We start from the raw sequence: 20801 nt of genomic DNA, 5'->3' as shown, positions 1-20801 counted from the left end.
GCTTCGCCGTCCGCTGAGCTCGCACGTTGAACCGCATGAGATTCCGAAGCTATTTCGCTGCCTTAGCTCTTTCCTGTGCCGCGCCGGTATTGGCGGGCGGTGCCGGGCCAATGTGGGTGTTTCCGGTGATTCGGCTTTGCGTTGCGCAAGATGCGGCGTACGCCGATACCTTCCTCGGGCGCTGGATTGCAGAAGGCCGACTGAGGCTTAAGTCGCCGGAATTCACGCAGTGCGCTCGAAAGAAGCAATGGATTCCTAAATACATTTGCGCAGATCTCATGGCGCGTGAAACAGAGGAATCACTGTCTCGCCGGAATCTTGAACGACTGGGTGCTTCCTGGAGCGAAGATCTCAAAGTGCTTGAAGTGGCTGGGGCATATGTTCAGGACGCGTCGGAGGCTGAGCTTGCAGAGCGACAGCTGCCTGCTTGCCCATGATCAAGCGGCCCAACCTTTCACTCCAGCGGACGGCTTCGCCGTCCGCTGAGCTTCGACGTTGGGCGACAGCTTTGTGAGTTGACCGGCCGATGATCCCGCCAGAGTGAACTTCCGCTCATGGCCGAAACGAGCCCTCTGCCACTACTTGGGCGCCAACAGCCCGTAGGTTGAGGTGAACAAAGTGAACCCCAACGGTACCGGCGCGTAGACGCTGGGGTTCGCGATGCTCATCCCATTAACCTACGGGCTGCGGCCCGCTGACTTCGGACGAAGCTCTGTGGGGGCTGGGGCTGCCTCTCGAGATTTTCACTGGACACAAATTGATGTTGAGGCTCAACAAGTTCACGCGCCGCTTGCCATGGGCGCTGATGCTGGCGCTCGTCTCGATCACGTCGACCGCTGAGGAACGCCGTCTCACCATGGGGTGGCGTTTCATGGCGGGGGAGATCAAGGGCGCGGAGCGGCCCGACTTCGACGACGGCGCATGGCGCCAGGTGGCCGTGCCGCACGACTTCTCCATCCTGGACAAGGCGGACGGGGCGCCACCCTTTGATCCCGCCACCGTGGGTGGCCGCGACTCCGGCTACATCCCTGGTGGCACCGGCTGGTACCGGCGTCATCTCACGCTGACTTCGGCCGAAGCCGCCCGCGTGGTCCGGCTCAAGTTCGAAGCCGTCTACATGGACTCGGACATCTGGCTGAATGGCGAGCCTGTGGGACAGCATCGCTACGGCTACACCGCATTCACGCTGGACCTGACAGGCAAGGTCAAGGCGGGCGACAACGTCATCGTCGTCCGGGCGCGCCATGTGGACTCGTCGTCGCGCTGGTATGCCGGCTCGGGCCTGATCCGCCCGGTGGCTGTGGAACTGCTGGACCCGGTGTACATCGACCCCGACAGCGTGGCGGTTGCGACCCGCGCCGCGACCGGTCAACGGGCGGACCTGGACGTTCGGACACGCCTCTCCAACCGCCAGGTCAAGCCACAGCAGGTGGAAGTGGTCACGGCCGTGACCAGCGTCGACGGCAGCGAGACCGTCGCCCGCGCCAGCAAGCGTTACGTCGTGCCGGCGCGCGGCCAGGTGGATGCCGGGCAAGCTCTGGCCGTGGACAAGCCCAGGCTGTGGGGGCCGTCGGCACCGCATCTCTACCTGCTTCGCCAGGAGGTGCGCGTTAACGGTGTCGCGACCGATGTGCGCCTGACCCGCTTCGGCATCCGTACCGTGGCGATCGATGCGAAAAACGGCTTGCGCATCAATGGCGAGAAGGTGCTGCTGCGCGGCGGCAACATCCACCACGACAACTACATGCTCGGCGCCGCCGGGCTTCCCGATGCGGATGCGCGCAAGGTCGCGCTGATGAAGGCGACCGGCTACAACGCCATCCGCAACGCCCACAACCCAGCAAGCCAAGCCACCCTGGACGCTGCCGATGAGCTCGGCATGCTGGTCATCAACGAGGCCTTCGACGCCTGGCGAAACAGCAAGACCAGYGCCGACTACGCGCGCTTCTTCGCTGACAACTGGCAGAAGGACTTGGACAGCCTGATCATCAGCGGCCGCAATCACCCCAGCGTGCTGTTCTGGAGCATCGGCAACGAGATCCGGGAGCAGGGCACGCCCGAGGGCGCGAAGACCGCACGGATGTTGGTCCAGCGGGTCCGCCAGCTCGACGCGACCCGGCCGGTGACCCAGGCGGTCAGCATCGACTCCCCGACGATCGCCAGCGCATATGGCGAGCTCGACGCGGCCGGCTACAACTACATGCCCCACCTGTTCGAACGCGACCACGAGCAATACCCGTCGCGCGTCATGTACAGCGGCGAGTCCCTGTCCCGATACGCCTTCAACTACTGGCGACCGGTGGAGACCCTGCCGTGGGTGATCGGCGATTTCGTGTGGACCTCCTTCGACTACCTCGGCGAGGCCGGCATCGGCTGGGTGAACGCCAAGCAGGACTGGAAGACCTGGGGCCCATATCCGTGGCACCTGGCCTATTGCGGAGAGATCGACGCTACCGGGCGCAAGCGACCCGCCGCCTATTACCGCCAGGTGCTGTGGAAGACCGGCATCGACCCGATCGCGGCCTTCGTCGAGCAGCCGGCTGGCACTCGCGCCTTCCCGCACCATCCCTTCCCGGAAGGCGACCCGCACAGCGACTGGACGCTGGAGGACGTGCATCCCAGCTGGTCGTGGGGCGGCCAGGAAGGCAGGCCGCTGAACGTCGCGGTGTACTCGGAGTTCCCGGAGGTCGAACTCTTCCTCAACGACAAGAGCCTGGGGCGGCAGGCCGTAGGCCTCGCCACTGAATACAAGGCCCGGTTCGTCGTGCCATATGCCCCGGGCCGCCTGCTGGCGGTCGGCTATCGGGACGGCAGGCGCGCTGGCCAGTGGGAGCTGCGCACAGCGGGTCTGCCGGCGGCGTTCAAGGCGACCGCGGATCGGTCGCAGCTGAAGGCCAATGGCGAGGACCTGGCCTACGTGACGATCGAGCTGGCCGACAGCGACGGCGTTCCCATCTACGCGCGCGCCGGTGATCGCCAGGTGAAGGTCAGTGTGACCGGCGCCGGCGTGCTGGGCGGCGCGGGCAACGGCGACCCCGTCGATGCGAGCAGCCTGCAATCGGGCGAACGCAAGACCTTCCACGGTCGGATGGTGGCGGCAGTCCGCGCGGGCGCTTCGCCCGGCCCCATCGTGGTTGAAGTTGCCGTCGAGGGCCTGCCGACGCAGCGGATGCGGCTCGACGTGATTGCGCGATGAAACCGCAGTAGCGCAGCGCTGGTCTGGCCGCTGGCCTCGTACAAGGGCCTGCCCAACGTGCTGATGCTGATGACGGGCCTGATCGGCGTCTACACCTTTGGGACCCGCCGCACCACGCCGGGCCGGCGCATCTATGCCCGACCATCGCTCACCCGTGCAAGCCCTTCAAGCTTGGCAGGTCTCCAAACCCCATTTGTTCAAGCGCGCCGTATACAAACAGGCGGGTCTTGACACCTAGCCACGCGCGATGTCGTTGATCCCATATGCCGCCGCTTGCGTTGGGATTCGACATGCTCACCCCATTAGCCTACCGAGCTCAGGCCGGCTGCAGCAGCATGCGGCCGAGCGCCTCGGGCCCGGCCGGCTGGGCATCGGGGCGCAGCAGCGCGCGGGCCGCGGCGTCGTTGCGCAGGTGCGCGTCGAAAAAGGCCGCCTCCCAGCCGCCCGTCTCGGCGTTGGCCGCTTCGTTGAAGCCGTGGGTCTGGCCCTTCATCTCCACCACCCAGGCGGGGCCGCCCACGGCGTGGGCGGCGGCCAGCACGTCGGCGGCCGGCACGTTGCTGTCCAACTCGCCGCTGACCGCAAACCAGGGCCGCTTGACGGCAGCGAGGCCGGCGAAGTCAAGGCCGAAGTTCCAGAAATTCGGGCCGGCACCCGGAGGCAGGTTCACGGGCAGGCCCATGGCCCGTGCCGCGGCCATGCCGATGCCGGGAAAGGGCACCGTCCCGAAGCCGGCCTTGATGCGCTCGTCGGCCAGGGACAGGCCGCGCCGCGCGGGGTTCAAGCCGCCCATCAGCGTGAGCACGGTCAGGCCGCCGGCACTGCTGCCGGTGGCGCCGATGCGGGCGGCGTMGATGTGGTCTGCGTAGTGTGGGTGGGCCAGCACATGGTCCAGCGCCGCGCGCACGGCCAGGCTGCGCAGGGCGAACATTTCGCTGCCGCCCGGCGTGCGCCTRTCACCGTGGTAAACGTCGACCACGATGTAGCCCTGCGAGGCCAGGTGCGCGAGCTTCCCGATGTGCCACAGCCCATGCGTGCCCTGCCCGCCGGAGTGAACGATCAGCGGGTAGCGCGCCCGCTCGTCGGCAAACAGCGGCGCCTCGCCGGGCCGCTGCATGTGCGGCAGGCGATACCAGCCGGTCTCCTCAGGGAAGGTGTAGTCGGGGCGGCGGTTGTCGGCCGGTGTCGGGTAGAACACCGTCAGCACCACCGGCAGGCTGCGTCCGGCCAGCGCCCCGGCATACGGCCAGTCCTTGGGCACCTTCACGTCGATCACCAGCGTGGCCTGGCGATCGCTGATCAGCTGGTCCAGGTACAGCGGGCCTTGCGGCGACAGGCTGCCGATGAGGTAGTCCGCCATCGGCGCTGCGGTCGCCGGCTCGGCCTTCATGCAACTGCTGCCCACCGCGTAGGGGCCGTTGCCGGGCGTCCAACCGGCGGCGCCGGCCGCGCCGGCGAAAGGCGCCAGCAGCATCCCGCCCAGGAACCTTCGGCGCCCCAAGCGGGCTGCCGTCACACGCGAAACATCCAACACAGCTTTTGCTCCCTCGGCCGACACGGCCGGGGCGCAGTGTGCCGTGCCAGGGAACGGCCCGGCGCTCGGCCCATGGGTATTACTGCCAGGACTCGAGCTCCAGCGTTCGCGAGCCGCCCACCAGCATCGGCGAGGTGGACGGCTCGCTGCGTTCCAGCTTCACGAGGCCGACGCCGCGGCAATACCACTCCAGTGTCGTCAGCGGCTGGTCGCGGTAGCCGGTGATGGCGTCGACGAAGATCTTCACCGTCGCGCTGCCACGCACGCGCAGGCAGGGCGAGAAGCTGCCTGCCGACGTGCGCACCACGTCGGACACCGCCTCGATTTCATAGGTCATGGGGATGTTCGGATGGCTGTGCTTGATCTCGCGCGGGTACTCGGCCGTGCGCATCAGCAAGTAGGCCGTCGTCGGCGCCTGCCATTGCGTGCCGACCACGAACGGCGCCTTCAGCACGAAGCGGCCCGGCGCATCGGCCACCGGGTCGGCCTGCATGTCACTCTTGCTGGCCACGCGCACGATGCCGCTGGCGTCGGCACGCAGCCAGTAGTTCACGCCGCTGTCGCTGCGGCGCTGCCAGGCGGGCTGGTCGTCCAGCACCAGCGTGGCCGAGCCCAACGTGCGCAGCGTCAGGCTCTCGCGCTCGCTGGTGTCGGCGCCGCTTCGCGTGGTGACGGTGTAGGTCCAGCGGTGGCCGGCTTCGAGCGGGAACCAGGACTGCCCCTCGGGCGCGCGGCTGCAGCCGGCCAGGGCGATCGAAGCGAGGAAGAAGTAGCGCCGCATGATCACTTCTCGGGAAGCTGCGGCAAGGGCATGTCGCGAAGCTTGACGCGCTGCTCGTCGCTGCCCGGCCGCAGCCAGGCCAGGCCCTTGCGACCGACCTTGGGCTCGGCCGTGCCCAGCTGGGCGATACCGTTGCGCACCTTCTTCAGGCCCTCGTTGAGCAGGGCATGCAGGTCCTTGCTGTAGGGCAACTGGTAGGCACGCGGCTGGGCGGCGGGCCTGCCGTCTTCCACGGCGTTGACCCAGACATAGAGGGCCCCGTCGCGCTTGCCGGCGGGCTCCTCGATGACGGCGGCCAGCAGCACGAAGCGCTCGGGCAGCGGATCGCCGCTGGGCCAGCCCCACAGCGTGTGGATGGCACCCTCGGCGTAGAAGTAGAAGCAGCTCACGCCGACCACCAGCAGGCCGCGCAGCCACACCGGCCAGCGCGACTGCAGCAGGGCAAGCAGACACAGCAGCAGCAGTGCGGCAAAGCTGAGGATGATGGGCAGAGTCATGGTCTTTGCATCAGACTTTTTGGAAGCGTGTTGACGTTGACGACGCTGCCATCGGGCTGCAGCGTGAAGCGCACGGCGGTGGCTTCGTCGCCCTTGCGGGCCAGCTTGACCGTGCCGTAGAAGACGACGTCGGCGCGCGGGTTGACCTTGATGACCGTCACGGTCACCGGCACCGGCTGGCCGTCGTTGGACTGGTAGTACTGGGCGTTGACGATGTGCTCTCCGGGCACGATGCCGCGGATGCTCACCACCTCTTGCCGGAAGGGGCTCTGGATGCGCTGGCCGTTGACGATGGTGGCGGCGTTGGCGTCACCGCGGTCGTCGCGGTCCAGGTACATCAGCCCGGCCTCGCGCTGGCGGAACCACACCAGGTTGCCGCCCGGGTCCTGCACCCAGGTGTCGATGTCGTTGGGGCTGTTGTCCGGCCAGGCGACGTTGATCAGGTACTCGGCCTTGGACGGCACGTCGCCGGCCTTGGTGGCGCGCGGGTTCATGGCCAGCAACGCCACGATGAAGCAGAAGACAAAGCCGATCAGCAGGTTGAACAGCATGTCGTAGAAGGGGTCGACCTCGGCCTCCCTCGAACCCCGGCGCAGGCGGCGCATCACACACCGTCCTTTCGGAGCGCGGCGCGTTGGATGTCGGCCACCAAGGCATCAGCGAAACGGTCCAACCGGGTCAGTTGCAAACCCAGCAGGATGTTGCCCACCAGGCCCACCATGGTCGTCAGCAGCGCCACGCCCAGGCCCGCCGTCAGGCTGCGCAGCAACTCCTGCGACTGCGCCGGGTCGAAGCTCTGCAGCTTGCCGATGGTCAGCGCCAGCATCGAGAAGCCGATGACMTTGCCCAGCAGCCCGAGCTTGAGCTGGATGCCGTTGACCCACCAGGCCGTGCCGTGCGGGCCATGGCTGTGCTCCAGCAGCAGCTCGGTGGCGATGTCGCCAGGCGCGCCCAGGTATTCGGCCGCCCAGCAGGCCTCTCCGGCGCGGGCGAGCCGCGGATCAGCCAGCAAGTCACGCTGGCGCTGCAGCTCGCGCGAGCGCTGGCCGCACCACAGCGTGGAGCACAGGAAGACGGCCATGATGACCAGCGTCAGGCCCGTGGGGTCGGCGCCCAGCAGCAGCGCCCAGACGCCGCGCGCACCCAGCAGCCAGGTGCAAAAGGCCAGGCCGCCGACGAGGGTCAGCCATTCCAGCCACAGTGGCTCGGCCGGGCGCGCGGGCCGTGGGGCGGCGGTCGCTGTGCTCACAGTTCAATCTCCATGCCGTCATGCGCCACCTCGATGCCGTGCGCCAGCAGCTCACGGCGCTGGGCGCCGCCGCGGTCGAGGATGGGATTGCTGTGGTGGATGTGCGTGAGCACCTTGCGCGGCGCGCCGCTGGCCCGCAGCGCGTCGATCATCCCGGGCCGCTCGCCGTGGCGGCTTTGCGGCAGGTGGCCCTTGTCGCTGGCGCTGACCGAGCCGATGCCGGCTTCCTGCATGCCGTGCTCGGTCCAGAAGCTGCCGTCGACGACGACGCAGTCGGCCCGGCGCATCCAGGCCAGCTCGGCCTCGCCAACCTCGGCCAGCGCTGGCGACAGGAAGACGCGCCGGCCCGTGCGCAGGTCCTGCACCTGCAGCGCGATGCACTCGCCTGCTGCCTCGCTGCGCAGCCGCGCATGCCGCGGCGCCCGCGCCGGCACGGCCACGGCGGCAAAGCTCAGCGCCGGGAAGCCCGGGATCTCGAAGGCGGCGCTGCGCACGTCGCCGGCGATGGGCAGCATGCGCCAGCGCACGCGGCAGTAGCTCTCCAGCACGTGCAGCAGCGGCAGCTCGGCCGTCAGGTCCTCGAACACCAGCGGCGTGGCATAGACCTCCAGCTCACGGCTCTCGCGCAAGGAGAGCAGCCCGGCCACGTGATGCAGCCGCGAGTCCAGCAGCACGACGGCGCGGATGGGCATGTCGCCCGCGTGGGCCGGCTGCAGCGCGGGCGTGGCCCGGATCTGCTGCGGCAGGTCGGGGCTGGCGTTGATGAGCAGCCAGCCCTCGCCGGGCCGCCCGTCCTGCGAGATGGCGATGGCGCTTTGCGTGCGCGCGCTGGCGTCGAGCTCACCGCGGCGCCAGCTGCTGCACAGCCGGCAGTGGCAGTTCCACAGCGGAAAACCACCGCCCGCGCCGGAGCCGAGGACGAGGAGCTTCATGGGAAGCCGCGCAGAAGAAGACGGGACATGGGAGCAGGCAGTCAGCAGGTCGATGCACCCAGGGGTGCAAGACCCGTGCCTTGCCAGAACGCCGTTGCAGCCGGCGTCAATGAGGGGTTTTGCTCCAGTTCGGCACAGCGCGGTGCAGCACCTCCCCCGGGAAAGTCCCGGGCCTGCATTGAGGCCCGGGAACAACGGTTAGGGCCTGTTAACGCTACGGCAGCAGGCCGCGTTGTAGCCAGAAAGCCCGCGAGCAAGGCGCGAAACGAAGCTTGGGTAGGCCCCAAGCGAGGCTTCGCAACGCCGCGCGCGGGCTTTCTGGYTACAACCCGAAGGGAAGGTCAGCCGCCAGGGGCCACTCAGCGTTGCACCGCTTGCCCGCATATCAATGCGGGCGGCGCACTGCGCCTTGATTGGCCCCTGGCGGCTGACCTTCGCGACTTACTGCCGTAGCGTTAACAGGCCCTGGGCGTGTTCCAGCGCAGCCGGCGGTAGATCGTGTTGCGGCTGATGCCCAACTGCTTGGAGGCCAGCGAGATGTTGCCGCCCGCTGCGTCCAGCGTGGCGCGGATCATGTCGATCTCGGCCTGCTCCAGCGTGCGCGCGCTCGCGGGCTCCGCGGCCGGTGCGACCAGTGCAGGAAGCGCGGCATGCGGCTCGAAGGGCGGCCAGGCCGGCGCCAGCGCGGGCGGCGGGGCCGGTGTCATGCCGCCCACAGCGCGCTGCATGTCTTCGAGGAAGTCATCCGACAGGTGATTCGTCGTCACCAGCCGCTCGCCTGCCGACATCACCGCTGCCGTGCGCAGCACATTGGCCAGCTGCCGGATGTTGCCCGGCCACTGGTAGCGGCGGAACATGGAGAGCACCTGGGGGCTGAGCTCGGGCGTGTCCTGCGGGCGCTCGGCCTGCAGGATGCGCCGCACGATGGCTTCCACGTCGGTACGTTCGCGCAGCGCCGGCAGGCGCAGGGCCAGGCCGTTGAGGCGGTAGTAGAGGTCCTCGCGGAAGGTCTGCGCGGCAATCATCTCGCGCAGGTTGCGGTGCGTGGCGCCAATGACGGCGATGTCCACCGCGATGGACTTGGTGCTGCCCAGCGGCGTCACGCTGCGCTCCTGCAGCGCGCGCAGCAGCCGCGCCTGCAGCGGCAGCGGCATGTCGCCGATCTCGTCCAGGAACAGCGTGCCGCCGTTGGCCTGCACCAGCCGCCCCGGCGCACCCTTGCGCCGCGCGCCGGTGAAAGCGCCTTCCTCGTAGCCGAACAGCTCGGCCTCGATGAGGCTCTCGGGGATGGACGCGCAGTTCACGGCCACGAAGGCCTGGCGGGCGCGCACCGAGTCGTGGTGCACCGCGCGGGCCAGCAGCTCCTTGCCTGTGCCGGTCTCGCCGAGGATGAGCAGCGGGATGCCGCGGTCCAGCACACGCTTGACCTTCTGGATGACGGTCTCCAGCTGCGGGTCGCCGGTGCGCAGGTATTGCAGGCCGGAGAAGCGCTGGGCGCCGTTGGCCGTGGCCGCCGTCGCCACGATGTCCGCCGGCTGGGCCGGCGCGTCCGGGCTGGGCACACCGCCGGTCCATTCGCCTTCGCGCAGCGAGCTGGTGCCCTGCGAGGGCTCGCGCGCATCGATGACGTCGGCCATCTCCGCATTGCGCAGGCCCCCCACCACCGGGCGCGAGGGCCAGTCGAAGCGCGCGCTGACGAAGAAGCTCTGGCCCGTTGGCAGGCACAGCTGCATCGGCGGCGACATCGGCATGCGGAAGTGGTCGTAGATGGCCGCCGGCGTCGTGCCCAGCAGGCTGCTCAGGCTGCGCATGCGCAGCTCCGCGCCGCTGACGCCGAGCTGGTCCAGCGCGGCGCGGTTGGCGCCCAGCAGCCGGCCTTCCGGCGACACGACCAGGATGCCTTCGAGCAGCGTGCCGATGAACTCGGGCCGGCTGTGGAAGTGCAGGCGCAGGCGGTTGTTGTAGTCGTCAGAGAGCCAGTGGTTCTCGATCATGCGGGCCGACATGCGCACCAGGCCCATGGTGTGCTGGTGGTAGCCGCGGTGGTCGCCCGTCACGTCCAGCACGCCGAGCATGTTGCCGCGCGGGTCGAAGATGGGTGAGGCCGAGCAGGTCAGGAAGTTGTTGGCGTGGATGAAGTGCTCGCCGCCATGCACGAGCGTGGGCACCTCCTCGAACAGCGCCGTGCCGATGGCATTGGTGCCCTTGGCATGCTCGGCCCAGTTCTCACCCGGCGCCAGCGCCACGCGGTGGGCGCGGGCCAGAAAGCTGTCGTCGCCCACCGCGTGCAGGATGGTGCCCTGCGCGTCGGTCAGCACGATCATGCTTTCGGTGTTGACGATCTGCTCGTAGAGCAGCTGCATCACCGGCGCGGCGTGGGTGTACAGGCGTTGGTTGCGTTCGCGCGCGAGGTTGAGGTCGCTGCGGATCATCGGGTCCAGCCCGCTTTTCTCGTGGCGCTTCAGGCCCAGCGCTTCGCTGCGCTGGTGGCTGCGCTCGATGAAGGCCTGTCGTGGGGGCCCCGGCGGCGCCGGGCTGGCCGGCGCTTCGGTCTCGATGGTGGGCATAGAGGCTCTCATGCGCCTGCCTGTCGCAGGCTTGTCTCGGCGGTGGCGCGGTCAGTGCCACGCCTGTCTGTGTCTGGCGGCCATCGTGTCCCAAAGCGGTTCGGCTGTCCATGACACAGGTCAAGCGCCGACACGGTCGGTGTTCCAGGTTGGAACAGTTCCGTCCTGGCATGTCGCTTGCAGCGCAGGGACAGAGCCCGAACGGGCCTGCAAACCCAGACAACGACCGGAGACAACCCATGAAATTCCATCCCCGCTTCATCGCCGGCAGCCTGTGCGTCGCGGCCGTCGTGGCCTGGGCCCACGGCGACGTCACCCCCCAGGCCGTGGACACCAGCAGCCTGCCCCAGCTGGGCGAAGGCTGGCGACCCGAGAACCCCTTTCGCGGCGATGAGGCCGCCATCAAGATCGGCAGCTCGGCCTTCAACCAGAACTGCGCGCGCTGCCACGGCCTGGAGGCCATCTCGGGCGGCATTGCGCCCGACCTGCGCCGGCTGGACAACGACTGCAGCACGCTGAAGGACGCCGCCAAAAAGGCCGCCTGCGTGAAGGAGAACGACGACTACTTCCTGAACACCGTGCGCCACGGCCGCAGCCGCAACGGCGCCGTCTACATGCCGCCCTTCGAGGGCGTGTTCACGCAGGAAGCGATGTGGGCGATCAAGTCCTACCTGGAAGTGCGCCGGGAGAAGCCGCTGTGAACCGGCGCCACATCCTCGCCTGGGCCGCCGCCAGCGCCCTCACCGGCACGGGGGCGAGCGCCGCCACGCTGGCCCAGGTGCGCGAGCGCGGCCGGCTCATCGTCGGCCTGTACGAGGACATGCCGCCCTTCCATGTGAAGGGCAAGGGCATCGACATGGAGCTGGGCCAGGCGCTGGCCGAGGCCCTGGGCGTCAAGTTCGCGCCGCTGGCCTTCAATGCCGACGAGAACATGAACGACGACCTGCGCAACATGGTCTGGAAGGGCCACTACCTCGGCCACGGCCCGGCCGACGTGCTGATGCACGTGCCGGTGGACCGCCCGCTGATCGAGGCCACGCCGCAGGCCCGCATCTTCGGGCCCTACTACCGTGAGCGCGTCATGCTGGCGCGGCGTGTGGATGAGCTGCCACGGCTGGAGACGCTGTCCCAGCTCGGCACACGCCGCGTGGCCGTGCCCGGCCAGACGCTGGCCGGCTGGCTGATGATCGGTGCGGACGGAGGCGCCTACCGGGAGCAGCTGCTGACGCAGTTCAAGGACGGCTGCGAGGCCGCCCGCGCACTGCAGCGCGGCGAAGTGGCCGCCGCCGCCGGCCTGGCGTCGGAGCTGGAGACGGTGCTGGCTGGCGACGCGGCCTACCGCATCGAGCCCCTGCCGTCGCCGCGTGCGCCGCGCGACGGCTGGGCGGCCGGCATGGCCGTGAAGCGCGACGCCACCGATCTCGCCCAGGCCCTGCAGGACGCGTTGAACCAACTGGTCAGCCAAGGCCGCGTCGCCGAGATCTTCACCAAGTACAAAGTGGCCTGGCGTCCGGTCTGAAGAGGGTGAAAGGAAATCCCGCATGCCCGCTTTGACTCCCCAAAACACCCCGCTCGTCGTTGCAAATGCTCGCCGTAGCCTGAGCTACGGCTGTGCTTTGCGCCTAAATCGGGGCGCTTTGGGAAGCCCTCTCGGCCACGCCGGATTCCCTCTCACCCTCTGAGCTTCGAGCCGGCCCGACCGCATCTGGAGATACCCATGAAAAAGAGATTTGCGCCCGCGGCGCGAAGGACGGCACTCGCACTGGCAGCCGCCAGCGCGGCCGCCCACGCCGCACCCGCACCCGCACCGACCGTCCTCGAACCCGTCGTCATCACCGCCACGCGCACTGAAGCCACGCCTTTCGACGTGCCCGCTTCCATCAACCGCATCGACGGCGACGCGCTGCGCGCCGGCCGAGCCCAGGTCAACATCTCCGAGGGCCTAGGGCAAGTGCCGGGCCTGCTGGCACGCGACCGCCAGAACTACGCCCAGGACGTGCAGATCTCGGTGCGCGGCTTCGGCGCGCGGGCCAGCTTCGGCATCCGCGGCGTGCGTGTCTACGTGGACGACATCCCCGCCACGCTGCCCGACGGCCAGGGCCAGATCACCAACGTCGAGATCGGCACCGTGGGCCGCGTCGAGGTGCTGCGCGGGCCGTTCTCGGCGCTGTATGGCAACTCCTCGGGCGGTGTCATCAGCATCTATTCCGAGAACCCCGCCGGCCCGCCGCGCCTGGACGCCGGCGTCAGCTTTGGCAGCGACGGCCTGCGTCGCGTGGCCGCGTCTGCCAGCGGCAGCGCAGGCGCCATCGGCTACACGCTGGGCGCCAGCCGCTTCGAGACCGACGGCTACCGCCAGCACAGCCAGACCGAGCGCCGCCTGGGCAACGCGCGGCTGAACTTCAAGCTCGGCGCCGACACGCAGCTGACGCTGATCGCCAACAGCGTCGAGCTGCCCGAGGCGCAGGATCCGCTCGGCCTGACCCGTGCCCAATGGCAAGCCGACCCGCGCGGCGTCGACCCCGGCGCGCTGAGCTTCAACACCCGCAAGACGATGAAGCAGCAGCAGGGCGGCCTGGTGCTGGAGCACGGCATCGACAGCGCCAACACCCTGCGCGTGATGGTCTACCAGGGCCACCGCACGACGATGCAGTTCCAGTCCATCCCGGTCGCGACCCAGGCCAATGCGCTGCACCCCGGCGGCGTCATCGACCTGGCGCGCGACTATCAGGGTGCCGATGTGCGCTGGCGCTGGAAAAGTGCCACCGCCAGCGTCATCGCCGGCGTGGCCGCCGACGAGCTGAGCGAGCACCGCGTCGGCACCCAGAACTTCATCGGCACGACGCTCGGTGTTCAAGGCGCCCTGCGCCGCGACGAAAGCAACCGCGTCAGCAACGCCGACCCCTATCTGCAGGCCGAATGGCGGCCCACGCCGGCCTGGCTGCTCAACGCCGGCGTGCGCCGCGCCAAGGTCAGCTTCCGCTCGACCGACGCCTACATCACCAAGACCAACCCCGACGACAGCGGCGCCGCCAGCTACTCGGCCACGCTGCCGGTGCTGGGCGCAAGCTTCGCGGTCAGCGAGCGCCTGCGCGTCTACGCCACCGCCGGCCGCGGCTTCGAGACGCCCACGCTCAACGAGCTGGCCTACCGCCCCAGCGGCGCCACGGGCCTGAACTTCGGCCTGCAGGCGTCGCTGAGCCGCAGCATCGAGGCCGGCATCAAGGCCCGGCCCTGGGACGGCGCCGAGTTAGCGCTGGCGCTGTTCCAGACCGGCACCGAGCACGAGATCGTCACGCAGACCAACCTGGGCGGCCGCGCCACCTACCAGAACGCCGGCGCCACCCGCCGCCGCGGCCTGGAAGCCTCGGGCTCGTTCCAGCTCGCGACCACGCTGCAGGCGCAAGTCGCCGCCACCTGGCTGGACGCGCGCTACCGCGACGGCTTCCTGACCTGCACCGCCACGCCCTGCGCTGCCGCCAACCAACAGGTCAACGCCGACAACCGCATCCCCGGCATTGCCCGCACCGCGGTCTATGGCGCGCTGACCTGGCAGCCCGCAGGCGGCTGGCGCTTCGGCGCCGAGGCGCGCGCGCTGAGCAAGGTCTACGTCAATGACCTCAACAACGACGCCGCCCCCGGCTACGCGACGCTGGCCGCACACGCGGGCTACCAGCTCAGCCTCGGCCCCTGGGAGCTGGGCGCCCTGCTGCGCGTGGACAACCTGGCCGGCCGCCGCTACGCCGGCTCCGTCATCGTCAACGACRGCAATGGCCGCTTCTTCGAGCCCGCACCGGGCCGCACCTTCCTCGCCAGCGCCAACCTGAGCTATCGCTTCTGAACCGGAGACCTTCATGGCCCGCCTGTTGCCCACCCTGACCCTGCTTGCCGCGGCAGTAGCCCAGGCCCAAGCCGGCCCACTGGCCTATGTGTCCAACGAGGGCTCCGGCACGCTGAGCGTCATCGACACCGCCACCGACGCCGTGCTCTACGAACTGCCCGCGGGCGCCAAGCCGCGCGGTGCCGTCATCAGCCCTGACGGCCGCCGCGCCTACGTGAGCGACCAGCCCGGCAACCGCCTCGTCGTCATCGACCTCGCCGCGCGCCGCCAGGCCGGCGAGATCCCGCTCGGCGAGTCGCCCGAAGGCCTGGGCCAGTCGCCCGACGGCCGCTGGGTCGTGGCCGCCGTGGAGGAGGCCAACGAGATCGTCTTCGTCGACACGCGCACCATGGCGCGCAGCTTCGCCGTCAAGGTGCGCGGCAAGAACCCTGAGCACGCCGTCTTCAGCCCCGACGGGCGCTGGGTGCTGGTCAGCGCCGAGGAAGGCAGCGCCGTGGATGTCATCGACGTGGACAAGCGCAGCCAGGTCGCGCAGATCCCGGTCGGCACGCGCCCGCGCGGCATCGGCTTCTCGCCCGACGGCCGGCGCGCCTTCGTCGCGGCCGAGATGTCTAGCGAGATCTACGTCATCAACATGCAGACCTTCTCGGTGCAGGACAAGCTGATGGCCGGGCCCAAGAGCAATGGCATCAGCGTGCACCCCGACGGCAGGCGCGTTTTCATCTCCAACGGCGGCGATGCGACCGTGTCGGTGCTGGATGTGGAGCGCATGGCCCTCGTCGCCACCATCCCGGTCGGTCAGCGGCCCTGGAACATGGCGCTGACGCCCGATGGCCGCAAGCTCTATGTGGCCTGCGGGCGCTCGGGCGCGGTGTCGGTCATCGACACCGAGACGCTGCAGCGCGTGGCCGAGGTGGCGGTGGGGAAGCTGCCCTGGGGCGTGGTGATCCGCTAGCAGCGGCAACCGGGGAACCCCATGACTCACCGCCACAGCAGTTGCTGGGCGGCGCTGGCACTCGCCTATGCGTCCGCCTCTCACGCCCAGATCCAGCTCGAACGGGTTCAGGTCGTCGGTGTGTCGCCGGTGGCCGGCGTCGACATCCCGCGCGACTGGATCCCCGCCGCCGTGCAAACGGCGCGCGCCACCGACATCGAGCGCAGCCAGGCCCTGGACCTCGCCAGCTTCATGAACCGGCGCCTGGGCAGCGTCCACCTCAACGAGATGCAGGGCAACCCGCTGCAGCCCGACGTCAACTTCCGCGGCTACACGGCCTCGCCGCTGCTGGGCTCGCAGCAGGGGCTGTCGGTCTACCTCGACGGCGTGCGGCTGAACCAGCCGTTTGGCGACGTGGTGAGCTGGGACTTGATTCCCAAGGCGGCCATCGCTTCCATCGCGCTCAACCCGGGCTCCAACCCGCTGTTCGGCCTGAACACGCTGGGCGGCGCCCTGAGCGTGCAGACCAAGGACGGGCTGAAGCAACCGGGCACGTCGCTGCAGCTGACGGCCGGCTCACACGGCCGCCGCGCCGCCGAGTTCGAGCATGGCGGCCATGACGGCGAGGGCACGCATTGGTACACGGCCGGCCACAAGTTCCGCGAGCGCGGCTGGCGGGTCGATTCAAAGTCCGACGTGAACCAGCTCTTCGCCAAGCTCGGCCACCGCAGCGCTGACACCGACATTGCACTGACCGCGTCGCTCGCCGACACCGACCTCAACGGCAACGGCCTGCAGGAGCAACGCTTTCTCGAACGCGACCGCGCCAGCGTCTACACGCGCCCGGACAACACCCGCAACCGCGCGGCACTGCTCAACCTCGCGCTTTCTCATTCGCTCGGCGAGCAGTGGACGCTGGCCGGCAACGCCTACGTCCGCAGCATCCGCACGCGCACCTACAACGGCGACCTGAACGACGACGCGCTCGACCAGTCGCTCTACCAGCCCAGTGCCGCCGAGCGCGCGGCGCTGGCGGCTGCGGGCTACACCGGCTTTCCCACCGCGGGCGAGAGCGCGGCCAACACGCCCTTCCCGAAGTGGCGCTGCATCGCCCAGGCGCTGCTGAAGGACGAGCCTGGCGAGAAGTGCAACGGCGTCATCAACCAGACCCGCACGAACCAGCACAACGCCGGCTTCACCACCCAGCTCAGCCACGACGGTCGGCTGCTTGGCTTGCCCAGTCAGTCCCTGATCGGCGCGGCGGCCGACTTCAGCCGCAGCCATTTCGTGCAGGGCTCGGAGCTGGGCTACCTGAATGCCGACCGCAGCATCACCGGCGTCGGCGCCTTCGGTGATGGCGTGAGCGGCGGCAACGTGGACGGCGCGCCCTACGACACCCGCGTGGACCTGGCGGGCCGCACGCGCACGCTCAGCCTGTTCGCCAGCACCGTGCTCACGGTGGCGAGTGGCACGCACCTGACCGTGTCCGCCCGCTACAACCACAGCACGGCGCGCAACCGCGATGCCATCACGCCAGGTGCCGGCCCGGGCTCACTGGACGGCGACCACGCCTTCAGCCGCCTCAACCCCGCGCTGGGCCTGACCTTCACGCCGGTGGCCGGCGTCAACGCCTGGGCCGGCGTGAGCCAGGGCAGCCGCGACCCGTCCTCCATCGAGCTGGGCTGCGCCGACCCGGCCAACCCCTGCAAGCTGCCCAACGCCATGGCCGGCGACCCGCCGCTCAGGCAGGTCGTCACGACGACCGTCGAGGCGGGCATCCGCGGTGCGTCTGGCGGGCCACTGGCCTGGAGCGTCGGCGTGTTCCGCTCCGACAACCGCGACGACCTGCTCTTCGTCACCGACGACGCGGCAGGCTTTGGCTACTTCAAGAACTTTGGCAAAACCCGCCGCCAGGGTGTGGAGCTGGGCCTGAGCGGGCAGCCCGCCAAGGGCCTGGCGGCGGGCATCAACCTCACGCTGCTGGACGCCACCTACCGCACGGCCGAGCGCGTCAACGGCGCGTCCAACAGCAGCAACGACTCGGCCCGGGCGGGCTTGCTCGGCGTGGACGGCAATATCGCCATCCGCCCCGGCGACCGCATCCCGCTCGTGCCGCGTCGCATGCTCAAGCTCTATGCCGATCTCGACCTCGGCGATGCGTGGTCGCTCGGCGCCGACGCCATCGCGATGAGCGGCGCAGCAGCGCGCGGCAACGAGAACGGCCTGCACCGGCCCGATGACACGTACTACCTCGGCGCGGGCCGCAGCGCCGGCTACGCGGTGGTCAACATCAACGCGGCCTGGAAGCCGATGAAGGGGCTCAAGCTCTTCGCCCAGGTCGGCAACCTGCTCGACCGCGTGTATGCCACCGCCGCGCAACTCGGCCCCACGGGTTTCGACAGCGCGGGCAATTTTCAGAGCCGGCCCTTTGCGGCCAACGCGAACGGCGACCGGCCGTTGCGCCATGCGACGTTCTACGCGCCAGGCGCGCCGCGCAGCGTGGTGGTGAGCGTGAAGTACAGCTTCTAGCGAGAAGCCCTCGGGCACTGCTGCGCGCCGCCACACCCACGCTGCACGGCGGCACAGCGCGCGCCCGCGCCACGCAACAGCCCGCGTCGGGGCACACCCGCAGCAGCGTGCCAGCGCGGCACGCGTCATGGCTCCCACTGCGCCGCGCGGCAACGCCCGCGTGGGCACTTCGCTCCAGCCCGGTACTGGCACAGCGCTTGCGCAAAGCACCCTGCCCAAAACCACAACCGGAGACAACATGAACATCAACACCCGCACCTTCATCGCCGCCGCGCTCACCGCCGCGGGCACAGCCCACGCCGCCGACTTCAAGGCCGGCGAATGGGACCTGAGCCTGGGCGGCATCATCAACGCCTACTACACCCACACCAGCTGTTCCGGCTCGCAGGCCGTCGGCGGCGTGGCGCTGGCGACCAAGGGCCTGGGCTGCGGCGGCACCGATGGCCGCACCGTCATCGGCAACGGCCTGCTGCCCAATGCCCTCACCACCACGGCCAAGACGCGCCAGGACGGCTATGACATCCAAGCCACGCTGATGATCGGCGCGGCCGTCGCCTCGGGCGACGCCATCTCCAACAACAGCAACGTCGACGTGCGCCAGGGCTTCGTCACCTTCGGCAATGCCGACATGGGCAGCGTCAAGCTCGGCCGCKACTACGGCCTGTTCGGCCAGTCCGCCATCCTCGGCGACATGACCCTGCTCGGCGCCGGCGCCCCCGTCAGCGCCACCCAGCGCAACCGCGTCACGCTGGGCCACATCGGCTCCGGCTACACCTACCTCGGCACGTATGGCCAGATCGCCTACAGCCTGCCCGCCAGCGGCGGCTTCTCGGCCACGGTGGCGCTGATGAGCCCCGTCGACGCCGGCGCCGCCATCGGCCGCAACGAGCCGCAGCTGCAAGCCCTGGCCACCGCCAAGTTCAATGGCGGCAAGGCCTGGGTGGGCGTCAAGCACCAGAAGTTCGAAGGCACCGGCGGCGCTGCCAGCTTCACGATGAACGGCGCCGAGGTCGGCGCCAGCGTCAGCCTCGGCGCGCTGGGCTTCGCGGCCAATCTGCAATCGGGCAAGGGCCTGGGCGTGCTGTCCGACGGCGACAGCGGCAACCGCAAGCAGACCAACGTGCTGCTGCAAGCCACCTGGCAGGCCACGGCCAAGACCAAGTTCGGCCTGAACTGGGGCGAGAGCAAGCTGAAGGATGGCGTGGCGAGCGACCTGCGCAGCAACACCAATGTGACGGCCGGCCTGTACTACGGGCTGACCAAGAGCGTGACGCTGGTGGGGGAGGTGAGCCGGACGACGTCGAAGCCGGTGACCGGCAGCGACGCCAAGATGAGCGGCGTAGCACTGGGGGGGATCGTGTTCTTCTGACCTATCGCACTGCCCTCGCGGCGACGCGGCGAGGGCGTTAATCCTGGCAAATATCTGATTCGCGTTGCGCGGCCGCAAAAGCAGTCCGCGCCGCCGCCGTGCGGGTCGCGCGGCGCAGACTCCTGGCAGGCCTGCCAGCGCCGAGGCAAACTGAGGCCCGATTGACCCGGAGCTGACTTGCAATCCAGGCGCCGCTCTTTTCATGCCGCGATGGCGGCACTCATCCAGGCGGCTTGCTGTGCCGGCGCCTGGTCGCAGCCCGTAGCCATGGCACCGGTCACTGCGGCCGACACCGAAGGCAACAAGTTGGAGGCCGTGAGAGTTGAAGCGGCCAGGCAGCCCTATCGCAGCCTCTTCGTCACCGGTGCGATGAAGACCGACACGCCGATCCGCGACCTGGCGCAGAGCGTGCGCGTGCTGTCGGCCGACATGCTGGCGGACGCGGGTGTGACCCAGTTGGCCGACGCGCTGGAGCTCGGCAGTGGCATCGCCAGGCAGAGCAATTTCGGCGGGCTGTGGGACAGCTACGCGATGCGCGGCTTCACGGGCGACCCGAATTTCGGTTCCGACTACATGGTCAATGGCTTCAACTACAGCCGCGGCTACAACGGGCTGCGCGATACCGCCAACACCGCCATGATCGAGCTGCTGAAGGGGCCGGCGTCGGCGCTCTACGGGCGCGGCGAGCCGGGCGGCACGGTCAACATCGTGACCAAGAAGCCGCTGTTCCAGCCCGGCCATGCGCTGGAGGTCTCGGGCGGCAGCTTTGGCCGCCTGCGCAGCACGGCTGACCTGACCGGCCCGTTCAGCGAGCGCCTGGCCTACCGGCTCAACGCCGCCAGCGAGAAGGGCGACAGCTACCGCGACCACGTGCACTCCGAGCGCCATATGGTGGCGGCGTCCCTGCTGTGGCGGGCCGGCGATGCCACCACCGTGTCCTACGAGTTGGAGCACGCCAGGCAGCGCGCCAACTTCGACCGCGGCATCGTCGCGATCCACGGTGAACTGGGCCGCCTGCCCCGCTCGCGCTTCCTGGGCGAGCCCGGTGACGGCCCGCACGCCACCGAGACGACTGGCCACCAGGTCTTCGTCCAGCACGACTTCAACGATGACTGGGCGATCCAGGCCGGCTTCGGCCACCGCGAGAGTTCGATCCATGGGATCTCGACCGAGGGCCGCTTCCTGCTGGCCGACGACCGCAGCCTGGTGCGCCAGCGCCGCAGCCGCGACAACTCGGCGCTGGACATGTCGGGCCGCTTCGAACTGCTGGGCAGGCTGCGTGCCGGCGGCCTGGTGCACCAGTTGCTGGTCGGCGCAGATGCGTACCGGTTCATCGACCAACGCAAGCAGTACCGCGTTGCCGTAGCCTCGG

At 69.3% G+C, this 20801-nt stretch carries 16 protein-coding genes; 9 read left to right on the top strand and 7 right to left on the bottom strand.

Translation table 11 applies throughout. The features are described 5' to 3' along the window. Positions 1-35 precede the first annotated feature (35 nt). Positions 36-437: a hypothetical protein gene (locus tag AC1DU6_RS04495; RefSeq protein WP_157281071.1), complete on the top strand. Its 402-nt coding sequence runs from the start codon at positions 36-38 to the stop codon at positions 435-437. 323 nt (positions 438-760) lie between these two features. Continuing rightward, positions 761-3196 (top strand): glycoside hydrolase family 2 TIM barrel-domain containing protein, encoded by a 2436-nt coding sequence (locus AC1DU6_RS04490; protein ID WP_457320524.1) that lies wholly within the window; start codon positions 761-763, stop codon positions 3194-3196. A 316-nt stretch (positions 3197-3512) separates the two neighbouring features. Here the strand turns inward: AC1DU6_RS04490 and AC1DU6_RS04485 are convergent, their stop codons facing one another. The 7 genes from AC1DU6_RS04485 to AC1DU6_RS04455 all read right to left on the bottom strand — a co-directional run bounded on the left by AC1DU6_RS04485 (position 3513) and on the right by AC1DU6_RS04455 (position 10756). Continuing rightward, entirely contained in the window at positions 3513-4670 is a 1158-nt protein-coding gene (locus AC1DU6_RS04485) for an alpha/beta hydrolase (RefSeq protein WP_477856175.1), read from the bottom strand. A gap of 139 nt (positions 4671-4809) precedes the next feature. Beyond that, the gene (locus AC1DU6_RS04480) at positions 4810-5511 is read right to left on the bottom strand and encodes a hypothetical protein (protein ID WP_457320520.1); all 702 of its coding nucleotides are present in this window, start codon (positions 5509-5511) and stop codon (positions 4810-4812) included. 2 nt (positions 5512-5513) lie between these two features. Beyond that, entirely contained in the window at positions 5514-6008 is a 495-nt protein-coding gene (locus AC1DU6_RS04475; RefSeq protein WP_457320518.1) for a hypothetical protein, read from the bottom strand. Continuing rightward, positions 6005-6613 (bottom strand): hypothetical protein, encoded by a 609-nt coding sequence (locus AC1DU6_RS04470; protein WP_457320516.1) that lies wholly within the window; start codon positions 6611-6613, stop codon positions 6005-6007. The genes AC1DU6_RS04475 and AC1DU6_RS04470 overlap by 4 nt, the downstream gene beginning before the upstream one ends. Continuing rightward, positions 6613-7257 carry a hypothetical protein gene (locus AC1DU6_RS04465; protein WP_477856174.1) on the bottom strand — a complete coding sequence of 215 codons (645 nt, stop codon included), beginning with the start codon at positions 7255-7257 and terminating at the stop codon, positions 6613-6615. The genes AC1DU6_RS04470 and AC1DU6_RS04465 overlap by 1 nt, the downstream gene beginning before the upstream one ends. Continuing rightward, complete coding sequence (pqqB, locus tag AC1DU6_RS04460) at positions 7254-8189, bottom strand: pyrroloquinoline quinone biosynthesis protein PqqB (protein WP_457320512.1); 936 nt, start codon at positions 8187-8189, stop codon at positions 7254-7256. The genes AC1DU6_RS04465 and pqqB overlap by 4 nt, the downstream gene beginning before the upstream one ends. A gap of 455 nt (positions 8190-8644) precedes the next feature. Next, a complete protein-coding gene (locus AC1DU6_RS04455) occupies positions 8645-10756 on the bottom strand; it encodes a sigma-54-dependent Fis family transcriptional regulator (RefSeq protein WP_457320510.1) in 2112 nt (703 codons plus the stop codon). A gap of 239 nt (positions 10757-10995) precedes the next feature. Here AC1DU6_RS04455 and pedF point away from each other — a divergent pair, with 239 nt between their 5' ends. From pedF to AC1DU6_RS04420, 7 genes are all read left to right on the top strand, one after another. Next, positions 10996-11457, top strand: a complete 462-nt coding sequence (gene pedF, locus AC1DU6_RS04450) for a cytochrome c-550 PedF (RefSeq protein WP_457320508.1) — start codon at positions 10996-10998, stop codon at positions 11455-11457. Beyond that, positions 11454-12275 carry a substrate-binding periplasmic protein gene (locus AC1DU6_RS04445; RefSeq protein ID WP_457320506.1) on the top strand — a complete coding sequence of 274 codons (822 nt, stop codon included), beginning with the start codon at positions 11454-11456 and terminating at the stop codon, positions 12273-12275. The genes pedF and AC1DU6_RS04445 overlap by 4 nt, the downstream gene beginning before the upstream one ends. A gap of 198 nt (positions 12276-12473) precedes the next feature. Further along, positions 12474-14597 carry a TonB-dependent receptor family protein gene (locus AC1DU6_RS04440; protein ID WP_477856173.1) on the top strand — a complete coding sequence of 708 codons (2124 nt, stop codon included), beginning with the start codon at positions 12474-12476 and terminating at the stop codon, positions 14595-14597. Positions 14598-14610: 13 nt separating this feature from the next. Beyond that, positions 14611-15552, top strand: coding sequence for a beta-propeller fold lactonase family protein (locus AC1DU6_RS04435; RefSeq protein WP_457320502.1), 942 nt, complete (start codon positions 14611-14613; stop codon positions 15550-15552). 21 nt (positions 15553-15573) lie between these two features. Next, a complete protein-coding gene (locus tag AC1DU6_RS04430; protein ID WP_457320501.1) occupies positions 15574-18060 on the top strand; it encodes a TonB-dependent receptor in 2487 nt (828 codons plus the stop codon). Positions 18061-18298: 238 nt separating this feature from the next. Further along, entirely contained in the window at positions 18299-19429 is a 1131-nt protein-coding gene (locus tag AC1DU6_RS04425) for a porin (protein WP_477856172.1), read from the top strand. Positions 19430-19639: 210 nt separating this feature from the next. Further along, a partial coding sequence (locus AC1DU6_RS04420) for a TonB-dependent siderophore receptor (RefSeq protein ID WP_477856171.1) occupies positions 19640-20801 on the top strand: 1162 nt, incomplete at its 3' end.

Source organism: Roseateles sp. P5_B10, from assembly GCF_056400485.1.
This window is presented reverse-complemented; position numbering and strand designations above follow the sequence as displayed.